The 15117-nt window shown below is 55.7% G+C and carries 15 protein-coding genes; 11 read left to right on the top strand and 4 right to left on the bottom strand.

Going from position 1 to position 15117, the window contains the following annotated elements:
* Window position 1 precedes the first annotated feature (1 nt).
* The 3 genes from DPF_RS04525 to DPF_RS04515 all read right to left on the bottom strand — a co-directional run bounded on the left by DPF_RS04525 (window position 2) and on the right by DPF_RS04515 (window position 3039).
* Window positions 2-616 carry a multiheme c-type cytochrome gene (locus tag DPF_RS04525; RefSeq protein WP_369689585.1) on the bottom strand — a complete coding sequence of 205 codons (615 nt, stop codon included), beginning with the start codon at window positions 614-616 and terminating at the stop codon, window positions 2-4.
* 262 nt (window positions 617-878) lie between these two features.
* Window positions 879-2000: an HD domain-containing protein gene (locus DPF_RS04520; protein WP_069857676.1), complete on the bottom strand. Its 1122-nt coding sequence runs from the start codon at window positions 1998-2000 to the stop codon at window positions 879-881.
* Window positions 1990-3039 (bottom strand): GGDEF domain-containing response regulator, encoded by a 1050-nt coding sequence (locus tag DPF_RS04515; RefSeq protein ID WP_069857675.1) that lies wholly within the window; start codon window positions 3037-3039, stop codon window positions 1990-1992. The genes DPF_RS04520 and DPF_RS04515 overlap by 11 nt, the downstream gene beginning before the upstream one ends.
* 257 nt (window positions 3040-3296) lie before the next feature.
* Here DPF_RS04515 and DPF_RS14435 point away from each other — a divergent pair, with 257 nt between their 5' ends.
* Complete coding sequence (locus DPF_RS14435; RefSeq protein WP_083254465.1) at window positions 3297-3608, top strand: IscA/HesB family protein; 312 nt, start codon at window positions 3297-3299, stop codon at window positions 3606-3608.
* 85 nt (window positions 3609-3693) lie between these two features.
* Here the strand turns inward: DPF_RS14435 and DPF_RS04505 are convergent, their stop codons facing one another.
* Window positions 3694-4353, bottom strand: coding sequence for a CBS domain-containing protein (locus DPF_RS04505; protein ID WP_069857674.1), 660 nt, complete (start codon window positions 4351-4353; stop codon window positions 3694-3696).
* Between the two features lie 356 nt (window positions 4354-4709).
* Between DPF_RS04505 and DPF_RS04500 the strand changes: the two genes are divergently transcribed.
* The 10 genes from DPF_RS04500 to DPF_RS04455 all read left to right on the top strand — a co-directional run bounded on the left by DPF_RS04500 (window position 4710) and on the right by DPF_RS04455 (window position 15108).
* The gene (locus DPF_RS04500; RefSeq protein ID WP_069857673.1) at window positions 4710-6290 is read left to right on the top strand and encodes a LysM peptidoglycan-binding domain-containing protein; all 1581 of its coding nucleotides are present in this window, start codon (window positions 4710-4712) and stop codon (window positions 6288-6290) included.
* Complete coding sequence (locus DPF_RS04495) at window positions 6287-6607, top strand: hypothetical protein (RefSeq protein ID WP_069857672.1); 321 nt, start codon at window positions 6287-6289, stop codon at window positions 6605-6607. Before DPF_RS04500 ends, DPF_RS04495 begins: the two co-directional genes overlap by 4 nt.
* Window positions 6608-6826: 219 nt before the next feature.
* Window positions 6827-8233 (top strand): NAD(P)/FAD-dependent oxidoreductase, encoded by a 1407-nt coding sequence (locus tag DPF_RS04490; protein ID WP_069857671.1) that lies wholly within the window; start codon window positions 6827-6829, stop codon window positions 8231-8233.
* Between the two features lie 215 nt (window positions 8234-8448).
* Window positions 8449-8766 (top strand): hypothetical protein, encoded by a 318-nt coding sequence (locus DPF_RS04485; RefSeq protein WP_069857670.1) that lies wholly within the window; start codon window positions 8449-8451, stop codon window positions 8764-8766.
* Window positions 8767-8873: 107 nt separating this feature from the next.
* On the top strand, window positions 8874-9365 hold the full coding sequence (locus tag DPF_RS04480; protein ID WP_069857669.1) for a type II 3-dehydroquinate dehydratase: 492 nt from the start codon (window positions 8874-8876) through the stop codon (window positions 9363-9365).
* 93 nt (window positions 9366-9458) lie between these two features.
* Window positions 9459-10019 carry an elongation factor P gene (gene efp, locus DPF_RS04475; protein WP_069857668.1) on the top strand — a complete coding sequence of 187 codons (561 nt, stop codon included), beginning with the start codon at window positions 9459-9461 and terminating at the stop codon, window positions 10017-10019.
* A gap of 143 nt (window positions 10020-10162) precedes the next feature.
* Window positions 10163-12328 (top strand): DNA translocase FtsK, encoded by a 2166-nt coding sequence (locus DPF_RS04470; RefSeq protein ID WP_069857667.1) that lies wholly within the window; start codon window positions 10163-10165, stop codon window positions 12326-12328.
* A gap of 142 nt (window positions 12329-12470) precedes the next feature.
* A complete protein-coding gene (locus tag DPF_RS04465) occupies window positions 12471-12935 on the top strand; it encodes a hypothetical protein (RefSeq protein ID WP_069857666.1) in 465 nt (154 codons plus the stop codon).
* 135 nt (window positions 12936-13070) lie between these two features.
* Window positions 13071-14480 carry an aspartate kinase gene (locus DPF_RS04460; RefSeq protein WP_069857665.1) on the top strand — a complete coding sequence of 470 codons (1410 nt, stop codon included), beginning with the start codon at window positions 13071-13073 and terminating at the stop codon, window positions 14478-14480.
* Window positions 14464-15108, top strand: coding sequence for a class I SAM-dependent methyltransferase (locus DPF_RS04455; protein ID WP_069857664.1), 645 nt, complete (start codon window positions 14464-14466; stop codon window positions 15106-15108). The genes DPF_RS04460 and DPF_RS04455 overlap by 17 nt, the downstream gene beginning before the upstream one ends.
* The last annotated feature ends 9 nt before the right edge of the window (window positions 15109-15117 follow it).

Below are 15117 nucleotides of genomic sequence, written 5' to 3'. Positions count from 1 at the left end.
CCTAATGCGCACCGCTATGGAGCAGCGGTTTGTAGTTGAAGTCCTTGACCCGTTGCGCATTGTGACAATGGGAACAGGTAGTGATGGTCGGAGTACGGGTAATCAGTTCCGGATCGCCATCACCGGCCACATGTTCTTTGCCCGGACCGTGACAGGTCTCGCAGCCCACATCAGCGAATTGCGGCGTCTTATCATAGGAAACAAAGCCCCCCTTCTTGTATCCGGTTGTATGGCATCCAAAACAGCTTTGCTGTTCTTCGGGCTCAAGCTTGGGCAACATTTTCTCGACTTTATCCCATGAATGTGCCTTTTTGGAATATTTCATAAAGGTCGCATACTCTTCTTCATGGCAAGCACTGCAGGACTTTGACCCCACATACTCGCCCGCGCTGGCCGGGGCAGCGGCCAACAGTCCACCCCAAAACCAGATCATACCAACAATCAACAGTCGTACCATCATACGCATCTCCCACCTGCCTTGTTGAATCGTCTTTGCGCACCGAACATTCTCCCCAGCGACCTCACCTGAAAGCTGAAGCCACCATGGAAATCGTTGTTGCCGGTAAGCCGCCCGCAGTCCATTCTGATAGACCTTGAGGTAAACGCATTCATTCATACAACCATCTCCCGAGTGCGTGATGTTTCGAACATTCAAGGAGCCTTATCGTCATACAAATTGTGGAAGACTTAATCGCAACAAAGGATCGCGTCAATGACTTTTCGAAACAAACCCAACAGACCCTAGAAACTGCACGAAGAATCCGAAACATTTGTCTGACTATGACGACCATTACCCGTACAAGCACAGCCAACCGCCCTACCTTATATATGTAAGGGAAAAAGGACTTTTTTTGGCCAGCAAATACACTGGACCGCTGTCAAGAATGTTGGACAAGGGCTTGGGCCCTCAATATCCGTAACTGTTCACCGGAACGCGGTCCCCGTCCCTGCCAGGTTGCGGGAAGATGAATATTATGGATGATCCTGAAATCATGAAGAACCCGATCCGTCATGTCGATTCCGCCATCAGCAACCACCAGGGCACATAAGTTACCTAGCAGTTCCCTTGATCCCACGCTGGTCAGCAGATCCACCCGCGTACCAGGGCGCAAGATATCGTACCGGGCCAGAGTCATATGCCATCTGGATGCAGCCATGCCTGCCCGCACCAATCCGCTGGGCAGACGCAACCGTTTTCCCAGCTTCCGGACGATGTCCACCCCGGCCCTGTCATGGCCATGGTGGGCCGGCCGCACATCCTGCGGGGTCATGATCTTGCCCAGATCGTGACATAATCCCATCCAGACCCGGACAGAATCGCCGGCCAGACGGTCCATGACCTGACACAGATGCTCCAGCAGGGTTTCGTCATGATAGGGAACCGGTCCTGCCGGAACCTGTGCCGCCTGTTCCAGCTCCTCGAACCACCCCTTCAGCGCGCCTCCTTGACGACAGATGGTCACGAACCTGGCTGGCTCAGATCCAGCCAGACTTTTCATCAATTCCTTGCCCACCCTTTCAGCAGGCAGATGGCGACACGCCCCCTTGGCAGCCACCCGGCGCATGACCGCAAGCAGATGGGGATGCACGGAAAAATCCGGAAGACAGGCGGCAAACCGGGCTGCCCGGTACACCCTGGCCGGATCGACAAAAAAGTTGTCGTCCGCAACAGGATAGAGGAGCTTTGCCCGCAGATGCTCCAACGCACTGGGATGGGCAATGATCCTGCCATCCTCGTCCATGGCCAGGGCATTGATGGTCAGGTCCCTTGTCTCCAGATCCTCTTCAATGGTCTTGGCCGTGGAAAGCGTGTATTCGTCGCCGTGCACATAATAAACAGCAATCTTTTTCCCCACGGGCTTGGCGTGGGGATAGCGACGCAACAGCTGTTCCCTGGTCCCGCCAATAACAACATAATCCCTGTCGCCAACAGGTCTGTCCAACAGAAGATCCCGGACGGCCCCGCCAACGAGATACCTGCGCCAAGGTCTATTTTTCATCTACGGATTCAGCGAGCTGTCGGAAGATATCGTCGCGAACAATGGTGTTCTTGCCCAGGGCCTTTGCTGCATACAGGTAACGATCAGCCCGCTCAATCAGCCGGGTTGCTGTTTCTCCGGGCCGATGCTCGGCCACACCTGCACTTATGGTCTTGTGAACAGGTCGCGACATGCTGTCCCGGCACTGGACCATCCGCGCAAAACTGCGACGTATGCGCTCAGCCACCTGCACGGCTTCCGGGTTTTCCGTTTCAGGAAGCAGGATGACAAACTCTTCCCCGCCATACCGAAAGGCAGTGTCGTTTTTCCTGACCACCTTCAAGATAACTTGGGCCAGATTTTTCAGCACGTGGTCCCCCATGGGATGACCAAAGGTATCGTTGTATTGCTTGAAATCATCGATATCCATGAAAATGAGAGAAAGCGTATGCCCATACCGATGGCACCGCTCCAATTCGACATCTATCTGGTTGAAAAAATGACGGGAATTGTAAAGGCCCGTGAGCCCATCCTTGATACTGAGCTCACGAAACTTTTGTTCGCTTTCCCGCAATCGCCTTTCAATCAGTTTGCGTTTGCTGATCTCCCGCTCGAGATCCGATGTGCGGATCCGCACCTGCTCTTCAAGATGTTCCTGATACTGCTGGTTTTCACGGATCAATCTTCGCCGTTCCAAGGCCTTGTTCAAGGCATGATCCAGCACGGCAAAATTGCTCAAGGGCTTGGTGACAAAATCCCAGGCTCCCAGGCGCAAGGCATCAATGGCGTCCTGGATGACCCCCGTTCCGGAGACTACAATCACCGGTGTGGTGGGTGACTTCCGGGTAATGGTCTTGATGACTTCGAGGCCATCAACCTCAGGCATCCTCAAATCCACGAGAACCAATGTGGGATTTTTGCGAAAGAACATCTCAAGACCCTTTCGTCCGCCTTCCGCCAGGAACACCTCGAACCCCCGCTCGGAAAGATACTCCCCAAGGGTATCCAGAATGAGGGATTCGTCATCAATAACAAGCACCGACAGCCTTTCAATTTGCATGGAAAAATACCTGGTTTTCGGCGACGCCCCTGGACGATCAGGTCATATCCGGGTTCGACGCCAGGAATGAAAAAGATTGACAACCTCTCACGGATGCTTATTTGTACTTTTCACCAAATAACACTCAAACAGGCCGTTCAGAGCTGATTGCAGGCATTTTTCATGCCGGGTGGCAGGTAAAAAGGTTGCGGACCCATTTGACAAACTCCCAACCGGTATTTACCTAGCAACCAACTTTTCTGAACAGGAGGAAAACTATGTTTGAATTGACAAAGGCCGCCCAGGAGCAGCTTGAGCGACAATTTGAAAATCAGGACATCATGCCCATTCGGGTGTACATGGCGGCTGGCTGAGGCGGGCCGCGCCTGGCACTTGCTCTGGACGAGCAAAAAGAAAACGATAATACGTACACATTTGGCGATTTTACATTTGTGGTCGACAAGGCGCTCATGGCTACGGCCGCACCTGTCAAGGTTGAATTCGATCAGCATTACGGTTTTTCCGTATCTTCGAGCATGAAGATGGATTCCTCGGGTTGTTCGGGATGCGGCGGGTCGTGTTCGGGCTAATAGCTTGAAATACATTTTATTGCAAACAAAAGGACCGGAAAACCGGTCCTTTTGTTTTATGTGCACCTACAGGAGTTGGCAGGAATCAACAACATCCCCACTCTCTGGCCACATCCTTGGGTCCGAGCACCCTGTATCCTTCCTGCTTCAACGCACTCACAACCTTTTCAGGCTCTTCAACACCGATTCTGAACACGAGCATTCTTGCCGTGGCATGATAAAATGTTGCCGTGGCAATAATGTTGACCCCCATATCAGCGAGCAACCGGGTCACGCTGGCCATGACCCCGCTCTTGTCCTCCACCTCGATGCAAATGCGTGACCCCGACTGGTTGAGCCCCATCTCCTCGACCAGTACATCGAGCATGACACTACGGCTGATGTAGCCCAGGAAACGTTGATTGGCATCAACAACAGCCAGTCCGGCAAGATTCTGCTCATGCATGATCTGGGCAGCCCTCTCAATCTCCATTTCCGGACTCACACACGGGGGATTGCCCTTGACCACATCCTTGACCGTCAGTTCGTCCAGAAGATAGTTGAGCTCATGACGACTCAGGGTTGTGGCCGGTGAGGGCAAGGCAGCGCGGACATCCTCGCGCGTCACATATCCGGTCAATTTCCCGTTTGTCAGGACCATGAGCATCCACAACCGGTTCTCTTCCATAATCCGATCGGCCTCGACAACAAGGGTTTCGGGACCGATGGTGGGTGTATCCTTGAGCATTTTCAAGCCTACAAACATACTCTCTCCTTATCGTGTGTATTTATGCTGCAAGTACAAAAGATGCCCTGACCGCCAGATTTACCCAAACGGGGCAGCAGCCAACCGTCTGATTTTTCCATAAAACCCGACAATCCCAAACAACCTGTCATGGATATGTCCTGCACAGATGTCTGCTTGCAACTTCAGAATTGTCACGGCAACAACGAATACGAACTTGCCCGGTTTGGGTCAACCATCCAACTTCCCTGACATTGCATTTTCCTTCGTTTTGAAAAATTCTTGGCGTGAAGAAAGCAGTGGTTGCAACGTAGACCTTTTCCAGTCATTCTTGTGCTGACTCTTATGAGCGATCAAGACCCAGGAGCCCCGTGCGCATGATAATCTATCTTCTTGGCGATACCTTTTTCTCTTTAAGAACATGTCTACGTCGCAGTCTGCCTTTTACCGCATCCCTGTTTGTCGGGATACTTCTGATGGTTTTTACCTCTTCCGCCTGGGCTACCCCCCCTCGACTCGTTTTTGCCAAGCGCTCCGTCAACCGGAGTCATGTTGTCTACACCATCAAGAAGGGGGACTATCTGTACGCCATTTTCCGCAAACTCGGATTTGCGGAGCAGGAGATCCCCCGAGCCATCAGAACCACCCAGCACCTCAACCCGAGCCTGGACCTGTCGGCCCCCCTGCTTCCCGGCCAGACCATCCGCCTGCCCCTGCCCCCAGGGCAAACAGCTTCCCTTGCAAACAACGACCAGCCAAGTTCTGCGGCTCCATCAGCTCAACGGCCCCTGCCAACCCCCGCCTCCACAACCTATACCTTCAGGCAGGGAGACACGGTACTGAGCGTTTTGCGCCAGAAAACAGGCCTGACTACCCAGGCAATCATCAGAACCTATCTGGGAACCTTTCTGGCCAGCAACCGGCATATCACTGACCTCAACATGATCCATCCCGGCCAGCGCATCATCATTCCATCCCTGCCCCAGGCCGAACGCCTGCCATCCTCCCATGCAACCAGGGACGCCAGTCCTGCCAGGACAATGCCCGCCAAGCCATCCCTCTATGACCAGTTGTCCCCCCGGGAGGGACAGGCCTGGGTCAAGACAATGCTCACGGCCATGGGATTTGCCTTTGCCCGGGGCCATGAAACCTTTGTACCGCATGCAAGCCGCGGATGGTTGCGAATCAACACAACCCGCACGCCCCTGGTCACCACCCCCTGGGGCGAACTGGTTGTTTTCATGGACGAGTCGTCAACATCTCCCGCTCCGGACCTGGTCCACGGGTCAAAGATCTCCGTGTGCAGGGTTCCCGACACCTGGAATCCGTACCTTGTGGTCCAGGCCCTGGCCCGCCGATTTCCGGAACACCTCGCCACCGAGCCTGCTCCCCTTCGAAAACATATTGGCGGACAGCATGTTTCCGTACACGCCGACATCATGATCCAGTCACGCTGGACCTCGTCCCCCATCACCTATGGCTTCACCCTTCTCCAAGACCGGGAACACCCTTTCCCGTCCCTGCTGGCCTCCCTGCTGCATCACGGCCATATTCGCCTTGTTCAGGGACGTCTTCTGGACCACCACGCGATCCAACTGATCAACCAGCCGTTCATCCGTCCAGAAGACATGTACGTGCCCACCATCACCCGTCAGGAGCTCCTGTCCCGGTACCATGACCGGCATGGCAGGACCTATCCGGTCAAGGGCCTTGCACCTGCTGCCCAACCCGACCTCACATCCATGGACATGACCTTCCACTGGACCGCTGGCCGCAGCCTGGTCTCCCTTACTTGTTCCGTACAACGCTTGCAGACCGAAGAGCAGACAATCATCCTTCTTGACCAGGATTCCAAATATCCTTATCTCGTCGCTCTGCTCAGGCTCAAGGGAATGGCGTGTCATGCCCTTGCCCCGTCACAAACCATGCCCAACCCCGCAACAAGGCCTTCACCATGACCAACATGGCCATCCGGTTTTACGGACAACTCCGAAACATTCCCCAGGACAAACTGCCCCCCATCCGGGAGCTCTTGAGGGACTTCGAACTCTTTGAGCAGGAAAACGCCCTGGATTTCGAATACGAGGGCATGTATATGGACCATGAACCCTATCTGGAACAGATACAGGCCATTCTGGGTGAGCAAGCCAATGGCCAGGCGGACTTCATCGACCTCATCGAATGGAAAATGTTCCGATATGTCATTGAGCAGGGGACCATCACCGAACACGCCATCCCTCTCAATGAGGTTCTGGAAAAATACAACACCGAATGAGCCCTTGTTCGGTCCCGCCCTGCCGGGATCGCGGAAAAAATCATTTGCAAAAGCACAAGGCTCCTGTTTATGGATGCAATGCTGCTGGCGTGGGCATATCCTTTGTCATGACCAACGCCGGGCAGTGATGGTGCTTGTGTTGCTTCCCCGCGTTTTTGCGGCACCCGGCAATGCCGGTTTGCTCGACCAATCCAACACATTGTTTCCTCCGACGAGATCATGACCCCTTCCGTACCCAAGCAGACAGTCTTTGACGTCATCATTGTTGGCGGCGGCCCGGCCGGCCTCTTTTCCGCCTATTATCTTTCCGCCCATTCCAACCTGAGCGTTTTGCTCATTGAAAAGGGCAAACCATCCCTGAAACGTCAGTGCCCCATCAGTGGTGACGAACACGGGGAGTGCATCAAGTGCAGACCCTGCAACATCCTTTCGGGCATCGGCGGTGCCGGACTGTTTTCCGATGGCAAGCTCAATTTTATCCACAAGCTGGGCAAGACCGATCTGACCCAGTTCATGCCCGTCTCCCAGGCCAAGGCCCTCATCGAGGAAACCGAACAGATTTTCAACGCCTATGGCATGGACGGCCAGGTCTATCCCACGGATATGGAAGCGGCCGAGGCCATCAGAAGACGTTCCCGCAAACATGGTGTTGACCTGCTGCTCATCAAGCAGAAACATCTGGGCAGTGACCGTCTCCCCCAGCACATGACCAGGATGGTCGAGGCCATGCGTGAAAACATCGTCATCCACACCTCGGAGACGGCCAAGGATATCGTGGTCAAAAACGGGGAAATCCGTGGCGTGGTCACCAACCGGACCACCTATTCGGCCAAGAGCGTCATTCTGGCTCCCGGCCGTGTGGGCGCCGAATGGATGGGTACTCTGGCCACCAAATACAAACTCCCCCTGTTTCAGCGGGGCATTGAGGTCGGGGTGCGCGTGGAGGTGCACAAGGAAATCATGCAGGACCTCTGCGACATCATCTATGACCCGACCTTTTTCATCCAGACCCAGAAATACGACGATCAGACCCGCACATTCTGCACCAATCAGGGCGGTTACGTGGCCCTGGAAAATTATCAGAATTTTGTCTGCGTGAACGGCCACGCCTACATGGACAAGAAATCCGACAACACCAACTTCGCGTTTCTGTCCAAGGTAGTGCTGAACGATCCCGTCACTGACAACCAGGCCTATGGAGAATCCATTGGCAAACTGGCCACCCTTATTGGCGGCGGCAAGCCCTTGCTCCAGCGATTTGGAGATCTCAAACGGGGACGCCGGTCAACCTGGTCCCGCATCCGCAAGAGCTATGTGGAGCCGACCCTGACCAACGTGGTGTGCGGTGACCTGGCCATGGCCCTGCCCGAGAGGATTCTGACCAATATCGTGGAAGGACTGGAACGGCTCAACCTGGCAGTGCCCGGCATCGCCAACAACGAAACCCTGCTCTATGCTCCGGAAATCAAGTTCTTTGCCACCCAGGTGCAAACCAGCAACGAGCTGGAAACTGACATCAGGGGCTTGTTCGTAGCCGGGGACGGCCCCGGGGTTGCGGGCAATATTGTTTCGGCCAGTGCCACCGGGCTCATCCCGGCCAAGGCCATTGTCGACCGCCTGGGATGATGGCAATTAGAAGTCTGGTTCACCCCAAACGAATCAGGCGTGGCGCCAATCCCGATCCTTCGCGCACCAGACCGTGATCAAAAGGTGATATCATGAAACTTCTCGAAGGTTTGAGTCGATTGTTCTTTTACCTGACATTCTTTCCCTTTCTTCTGGGATTGCTGGCCTTTGCCAACTGGCTGGTGGACCTGCTCGTCTAGCATCAAGGATGCACCATGACCGCACGCTTTGCCCACCCAAGGGGTGTTCTGGCCGACCTGCTGGACATGCCTCCCGAGAACATTCCTGACAGCTGGATTCGTGATAAGGCCATCTTTTCCCTGATCACCGAGTACTACGGTCCGTCGCTGGAGATCCTCAGAAAGCTCGAACATCCCGATCCCACGGTGATCCCCAAGCTTGATGCCGTAGGCACGACCCTGGACAAGGCAACCTATGCCAAGCGGGTCAGAAGCCGCATCGCCATCCTGGAAGAACGCAAACAGGCCCGGAAAAAGGGGGTGACGGCCTTCATAAGCCGCCTGTTTCGATGACCCGGCACGAACTACGCATGTGTGTCCAAGAGATGCCCCGGCATGATTGACGGGGTGCCACCCGTACCGAACCATGCACACCCAATCTTTGCACAGGTGATAACACCATGGCGCATCCACTTCCCATCCTGATCATGAATGGTCCCAACCTGGGCTTTATCGGCCAACGCCAACCCGAAATCTATGGTTCCCGGACCTTGGACGATCTTCCGGCCATGCTCGCCACGGTCATGGGAAACAGGGCCGACCAGATCAGCTTGAGCTTTTTCCAGTCCAACAGCCAGGGTGCCCTCATCGACCGACTGGAACAGGCATGGCAGGACAAGACGGCCGGCATTGTCCTGAACGCCGGTGCCTACACCCACACGAGCCTGGCCCTGGCCGACTGCCTGGCCTGGATCAAGATCCCCTGTATCGAGGTCCACATCAGCAATGTGCATGCTCGCTCCAATCCCCTTCGCCACACAAGTCTCATGGCTCCGTCGTGTATCGGTGTCATTGCGGGTTTGGGCATAATGGGCTATGTATACGGAGTTCAGGCACTTTTTTATCATATTCACCAGCGTGCCCAATGTTCTGCAGACAGCAGGCAGGCCTGAAAAACCTTCTGCCGGGTTTCTTTCTGTCTTTTTGTGAGAAACTAGGCCTCCTGTATCCCCTTTTCCTGTTTTTTATCATTTGAGGAGTACTACATGATTTCAACAACCGACTTCAAAAAAGGCAAAAAAATCGAAATCGACGGTGATCCCTGCGAAATCCTTGATTTCCAGCACTTCAAACCCGGCAAAGGGGGCGCTTTCATGCGCACCAAGTGGCGCAACCTGCTAACCGGTGCTGTTGTGGAAAAAAACTTCCGGGCAGGCACCAAGTTCAACGAGCCCGACGTGGAAACCAAGGAGATGCAGTATCTGTACAATGACGGCAAAAATTACGTATTCATGGATCTGACGACCTATGAGCAGATCTCCGTGGAAGAGGACGTCATGGCCGGCAAGGGGGGATATATCAAGGATGGCCAGACCATCAAAGTCATGAATTACCAGGGACGCCCCATTGACCTGGACATTCCCCTGTCCGTGGTGCTTGAAGTAACCAGCACCGACCCGGGCCTCAAGGGAGACACGGTCAGCGGAGCAACCAAACCGGCCACCCTGGAAACCGGCATCACGGTCAATGTCCCCCTGTTCATCAACGAAGGCGACAAGATCAAGGTGGACACCCGCACAGGGGACTACCAGGGACGGGAAAACTGATCAGAACCTGCACGTTCCCCCTCGTTCCACCAGACGATTCCGCAAAGGCCTAGGAAATCATTCCAGGGCCTTTGCGCGCTTTTTGTCCCTGGCACACATCCGTTTCAATCACTGCTCTTTCCTGACTGTGACACGTTGACAACATGACCGAACCACACACCCGTCTCCAACGCGAATTTTCGTCCCTGGCCCTGCTTTTTGCCGCCATGTTCCTCGGATTGAGCCTGTTCACCTTTTCGCCCAGTGATCCGGGGTTCAACCATCAGGCAGGCCACACCATGCCCATAGCCAATCAGGCCGGTCTGGTCGGGGCCTACACGGCAGGTATTCTGGTCGATTTTTTCGGACTGGGTGCCCTTGTTTGGCCCTTTGTCTTTCTGGGATGGGGAGCATCCCTGCTCTTCCCCAAACTGCGTCCTTCATGGTGGCGCATGCTCGGAGCAACGCTGACCTTTATCCTCTGTCTGGCGTGGCTATCCTTTCCCTGGGCCCAGGAACATCTCCGTTTTCTGGGCATGCAGGGGGGCGGTTTTCTGGGAAACACCCTGTTTTCCCTGTGCAACACCTATCTGAAACATTACGGAACCATCCTGGTTCTGGTCTTTTGCAGCGTCATCAGTGTACAGATTGTTTTTGGTCTTTCCTGGACCTCCATGGGCCACCGGTTGCGGGTCAAATGCCTGGACGTGTGGTACACCTTGCAGACCCGCAGAGCAGCCACAACCCGACCAGCCGACCAGCGCGGCCGCAAAGGGAGAACATCCCCGAACAAGCCGTCCCGGACCCAGGAGACTGCGCCCGTTGAAGACCAGGAACCAACGCCTGCCCCAAAACCGACTCCAACGCGGCCATCACGCTCTCCTGCCAAGACAGCCAACAGCGCCTTGCCCGGACTGGAACTTCTGAATCCGGTGCCCGATTCCCAGCCCAGGATCCCCAAGAGCCAGTTGGAAGATCTTGCCCGGCGGCTCAAGGAATGCCTGGCTGATTTTTCCATCCAGGGCGAGGTACAGCGTATCCAGCCCGGCCCCGTCATCACCATGCTCGAGTTCAAACCGGCTCCAGGAGTCAAGATCAGCAGAATCTCGGGGCTGGGCAATGACCTTTCCCTGGCCCTCAAGGCCATGGCCGTGCGCATTGTCGCCCCCCTCCCCGGCAAGGACACGGTGGGCATTGAAATCCCCAACCGGGAACGGCAGACCGTGTACCTGCAGGAGATTCTCTCTTCCCCGACCTTTACCAAAACCAAGGCCAAGATTCCCCTGGCCCTGGGCAAGGACATTCAGGGCCAACCCAGACAGGCCGATCTGGCCACCATGCCCCATCTGCTCGTGGCAGGCGCCACGGGTGCGGGCAAATCAGTCTGCCTCAACACGCTCATTTTGAGCATTCTGTATAAATCCGGTCCCGAAGATGTAAAACTCCTGCTCGTTGATCCCAAGCGCATCGAACTGGCCGTGTACGCGCCCCTGCCCCATCTGGTCCATCCCGTGGTTACGGACATGTCCCTGGCCAAAAGCGCCCTGGAATGGGCCGTGTATGAAATGGAACAACGCTATGAAGCCATGGCCAAGGTGGGGGTACGCAACATCGCCAGCTACAACCAGAAGCTGCAGGGCATGGGCAATGTCCGGCCCGAAAAACTCCAGGGCCTGAATCCCTACCCGTATCTGGTCATCATTGTGGACGAACTGGCCGATCTCATGCTCACCGCCGGCAAGGAGGTGGAGGTGTCCATCGTCCGCCTGGCCCAGCTCGCCCGGGCAGCAGGCATTCACCTCATCCTGGCTACCCAGCGACCGTCCGTGGACGTGGTTACCGGTCTGATCAAGGCCAATTTTCCTTCCCGTATCGCCTTTCAGGTCAGCTCCAAACACGACTCCCGCACCATCTTGGACGGTGTGGGCGCGGAATACCTTCTCGGACGCGGGGATATGCTTTTCAAGAAGAGCGGCGGCAACCTGACCCGCATCCACGGTGCCTTTGTGGATGACGACGAAATCGCTGCTGTTGTCGACTTCTGGGCCGCCAAGGGCAAGCAGGAATTTGAACTGGATTTTGCCAGCTGGAAACAGGAACAAAGCGCTTCAGCCGGACCCGGTGGATCGGGCAATGACATTGCCGATGATCCCAAGTACGGCGAGGCCGTGGCCTTTGTCATGGATCACGGCAAGGCCTCCATCTCCCTGATTCAGCGCAGGCTGCGCATCGGATTCAACAAGGCCGCCCGGTTCATCGAACAGATGGAGCAGGACGGCATCATCGGCCCCCAGGAAGGGAGCAAACCGCGAAGCGTGATCAAAAAGTGATATGGAATGGGGGAAGAAGAAACAGGTATGGGATGCAGAAAATGCCAAAGGCAGTCCACCCGCATGCCGGCTTTCTTCCCTTTCTCACATTGCTTAACCATGAAAATGTTCGAATATTTTCAAGAATGACAAGGACCGACCCATGACTCTTTCCGACATATCAATACGGGAACATATTTCCCGAACCGTGATGGAACGCCTGGACCAGGATCTGGAACGCCGCCGTGAGGCGTTGCGGGATTATCTGTCCCTGACCATGCCCAATCTGAGCGAGACCACCTCCGACCATCTGGCAACCATGGTTCCCACCGTGCTCCCTGACCTGTACGCCAAATGGATCGCCATGTTCACGGACCGGTTGCTGGAAACCGTTCCCAGAAACCAGCTGGAATTTTTATGTGACGGGAGTGAAGAGAACTCGGCCGCTTTGATTCTCATCTACATCATGTTCCTGGAATCCGAACGCATGGAGCAACAGATTGAAGACGATCTCAAGGCCTACGGCCTTGAGCACTCCACCGATCCGGACGCCGGCGGCATTGTTGCCGACTACCTCCGGGCCAAGGTGGAACAATTGCGGGCGTCGGTGGGCGGAAACAAGGGCTGATACGGACAAGGCCAATCCGCTTTCCTGCACACGCTCCCAGGAATGACAAATTGCGGGCAGTGCACGTTGGACATTGACTCCAGCACCCTGAACACGAGCTCCTGACAACATACACCCTCAAACCCGAACTTCCTTATGCGCGTCATCAAAATCGGAGGCGGATGCCTCCATGGCAAGGAAACCATCGCCCAAATCCTTGATCTTGTTGCTGTACACGGCAAGGGGCAGGTCATTGTGGTTTCCGCCCTCAACGGCATCACCAACAGTCTGATCGAGGGCATGGATCTGGCCCTCAAGGACGAAGAAAATATCCCCGCCATCATCAGCCGGCTCAAGAACAAGCACATGCTCGTTGCCAGGCATCTCATCGCCTGCAAGACCAAGCAGCAGGCATTTGCCCGGGATCTTGCCAAGGCCCTGAACCGGTTGGAACGGCTGTACTACGGCCTCAACTTCACCCGGGAGATCTCTCCCAGAATGCGGGACATCATCAGCAGTTTCGGGGAACGGTTTTCTGCGGCCCTGCTCGCCTTTGCCCTGGAATGCCGCGGGTGCAAGGCCGTGTACCGGCTGCCCCACAAGATCGGCCTGATCACCGACGGCAAATTCGGGGACGCCACGGCCCTTTTGTCCAAAACCGCAGACCATTTCAAAAAGCACCTCAAGCCGGTTATCGCACCGGATACCGTGGTCTTTGTGCCCGGATTTTTCGGCGTCAGCGCGGAAGGGGATATTACCACCTTTGGCCGCGGAGGAAGCGATTACTCGGCCGCCGTGGTCGCGGCCGCCCTGGACGCCCAGTCCCTGGAAATCTGGAAAGATGTGGACGGATTTTTAAGCGCTGATCCCCGCATGGTTCCGGGAGCCTCCCTCATTCCCACCCTGTCCTATGAAGAAGCGGCCGAACTGGCCTATTTCGGAGCGGCCATTCTGCATCCGCGAACCATTGAACCCGTACGCAAGAAAAAAATCCCCATCGCCATCAAGAACACCCTGCACCCGGACATTCAGGGCAGTGTCATCACCATGGAAAGTTCCCGATGCCGCATGGCCGTCAAAAGCGTGGCCCACACCACTGACATCGGCATTCTCAAGGTGCACGCCTCGGGTGTTGGTGCCAGACAGGGCATCCTCGGTCTGGTGGCCAACCGGATCGCCGAGGCAGGCATCAACATCAAGTCCGTGGTCACCTCCCAGACCTGCATCAGCCTGCTTTTGGCCAGTCAGGACCTCGAAGCCGGTCACATGGCCCTCAAAACCCTTGATCCCAAACCCTATCAGCGCATAGAAAAGGTGGACAACGCCGCCCTGATCGCCATTGTGGGCGACGGGTTGCTCCAGTGCAAGGGCATTGCGGCCCGGTGTTTCAGCGCGGTTGCCAAGGCCGACGTGTGCATCGAAATGATCTCCTTTGGGCCTTCCAAAGCGGCCTTGTACTTTCTGGTTCCCAAAAACGAACTGGCCACCACGGTCAACGCCATCCACACGACGTTTTTTCAGGAAGACGTCGCTGAAGGACAACCCTGTCATGAAACCTGCTCCTGACCGAAGCGCGGAATATCAGGTCGTGGCCCCCGTATACGACCGGCTGATTGCCCCCCTTCTTGCATCCGAATACCACAAGGCCCAAATCCTGACCGAACACATCAAGGCCAAGACCGTCGTTGACCTCTGCTGTGGAACCGGTGTTCTGGCCAAACAGCTGGCCACCGGGGGCTTCACGGTCACGGGGGTTGATCTCTCCGTGGACATGCTCAAGCAGGCCCGGGGCAAACACCATCCCAACCTGACCTTTCTCCATGCCAACGCTGCCCGGACCGGTCTTCCCGCAGACCGGTTCGACCTGGCAATCATTTCCATGGCCTTGCACGAAAAACCGGCCGACCTGCGTGAACAGATCATGCTTGAGGCCAAACGGCTGATTACCCCTTCCGGACACATTCTGCTCATTGATTACTCCCGCCCCACTTCCCTGACAGGCCGATTCGCCCGCATGGTTGCCGAAGCCATTGAACGCCTGGCCGGCAGGGAACACCATGCCCATTACCGAACCTTCATTGCTGCCGGAGGACTGGAAGGACTCATCGACCGTGCCAATATGGTTGTGCGTGCCTGCCACTCCTTTCACATGGGTCTCATCAAGGTCTGCCTGACCAGCACGACCCACCCGTAAACAAGCCAT

Origin of the sequence: Desulfoplanes formicivorans, from assembly GCF_001748225.1 — a bacterium.
GTDB classification, from domain to species: domain Bacteria; phylum Desulfobacterota; class Desulfovibrionia; order Desulfovibrionales; family Desulfomicrobiaceae; genus Desulfoplanes; species Desulfoplanes formicivorans.
This window is presented reverse-complemented; position numbering and strand designations above follow the sequence as displayed.

Coding starts and splice junctions, on each gene's coding strand:
- DPF_RS04525 (WP_369689585.1), bottom strand. CDS start 616: ATGAATGAATGCGTTTACCTCAAGGTCTATCAGAATGGACTGCGGGCG.
- DPF_RS04520 (WP_069857676.1), bottom strand. CDS start 2,000: ATGAAAAATAGACCTTGGCGCAGGTATCTCGTTGGCGGGGCCGTCCGG.
- DPF_RS04515 (WP_069857675.1), bottom strand. CDS start 3,039: ATGCAAATTGAAAGGCTGTCGGTGCTTGTTATTGATGACGAATCCCTC.
- DPF_RS04505 (WP_069857674.1), bottom strand. CDS start 4,353: ATGTTTGTAGGCTTGAAAATGCTCAAGGATACACCCACCATCGGTCCC.
- DPF_RS04500 (WP_069857673.1), top strand. CDS start 4,710: ATGATAATCTATCTTCTTGGCGATACCTTTTTCTCTTTAAGAACATGT.
- DPF_RS04495 (WP_069857672.1), top strand. CDS start 6,287: ATGACCAACATGGCCATCCGGTTTTACGGACAACTCCGAAACATTCCC.
- DPF_RS04490 (WP_069857671.1), top strand. CDS start 6,827: ATGACCCCTTCCGTACCCAAGCAGACAGTCTTTGACGTCATCATTGTT.
- DPF_RS04485 (WP_069857670.1), top strand. CDS start 8,449: ATGACCGCACGCTTTGCCCACCCAAGGGGTGTTCTGGCCGACCTGCTG.
- DPF_RS04480 (WP_069857669.1), top strand. CDS start 8,874: ATGGCGCATCCACTTCCCATCCTGATCATGAATGGTCCCAACCTGGGC.
- efp (WP_069857668.1), top strand. CDS start 9,459: ATGATTTCAACAACCGACTTCAAAAAAGGCAAAAAAATCGAAATCGAC.
- DPF_RS04470 (WP_069857667.1), top strand. CDS start 10,163: ATGACCGAACCACACACCCGTCTCCAACGCGAATTTTCGTCCCTGGCC.
- DPF_RS04465 (WP_069857666.1), top strand. CDS start 12,471: ATGACTCTTTCCGACATATCAATACGGGAACATATTTCCCGAACCGTG.
- DPF_RS04460 (WP_069857665.1), top strand. CDS start 13,071: ATGCGCGTCATCAAAATCGGAGGCGGATGCCTCCATGGCAAGGAAACC.
- DPF_RS04455 (WP_069857664.1), top strand. CDS start 14,464: ATGAAACCTGCTCCTGACCGAAGCGCGGAATATCAGGTCGTGGCCCCC.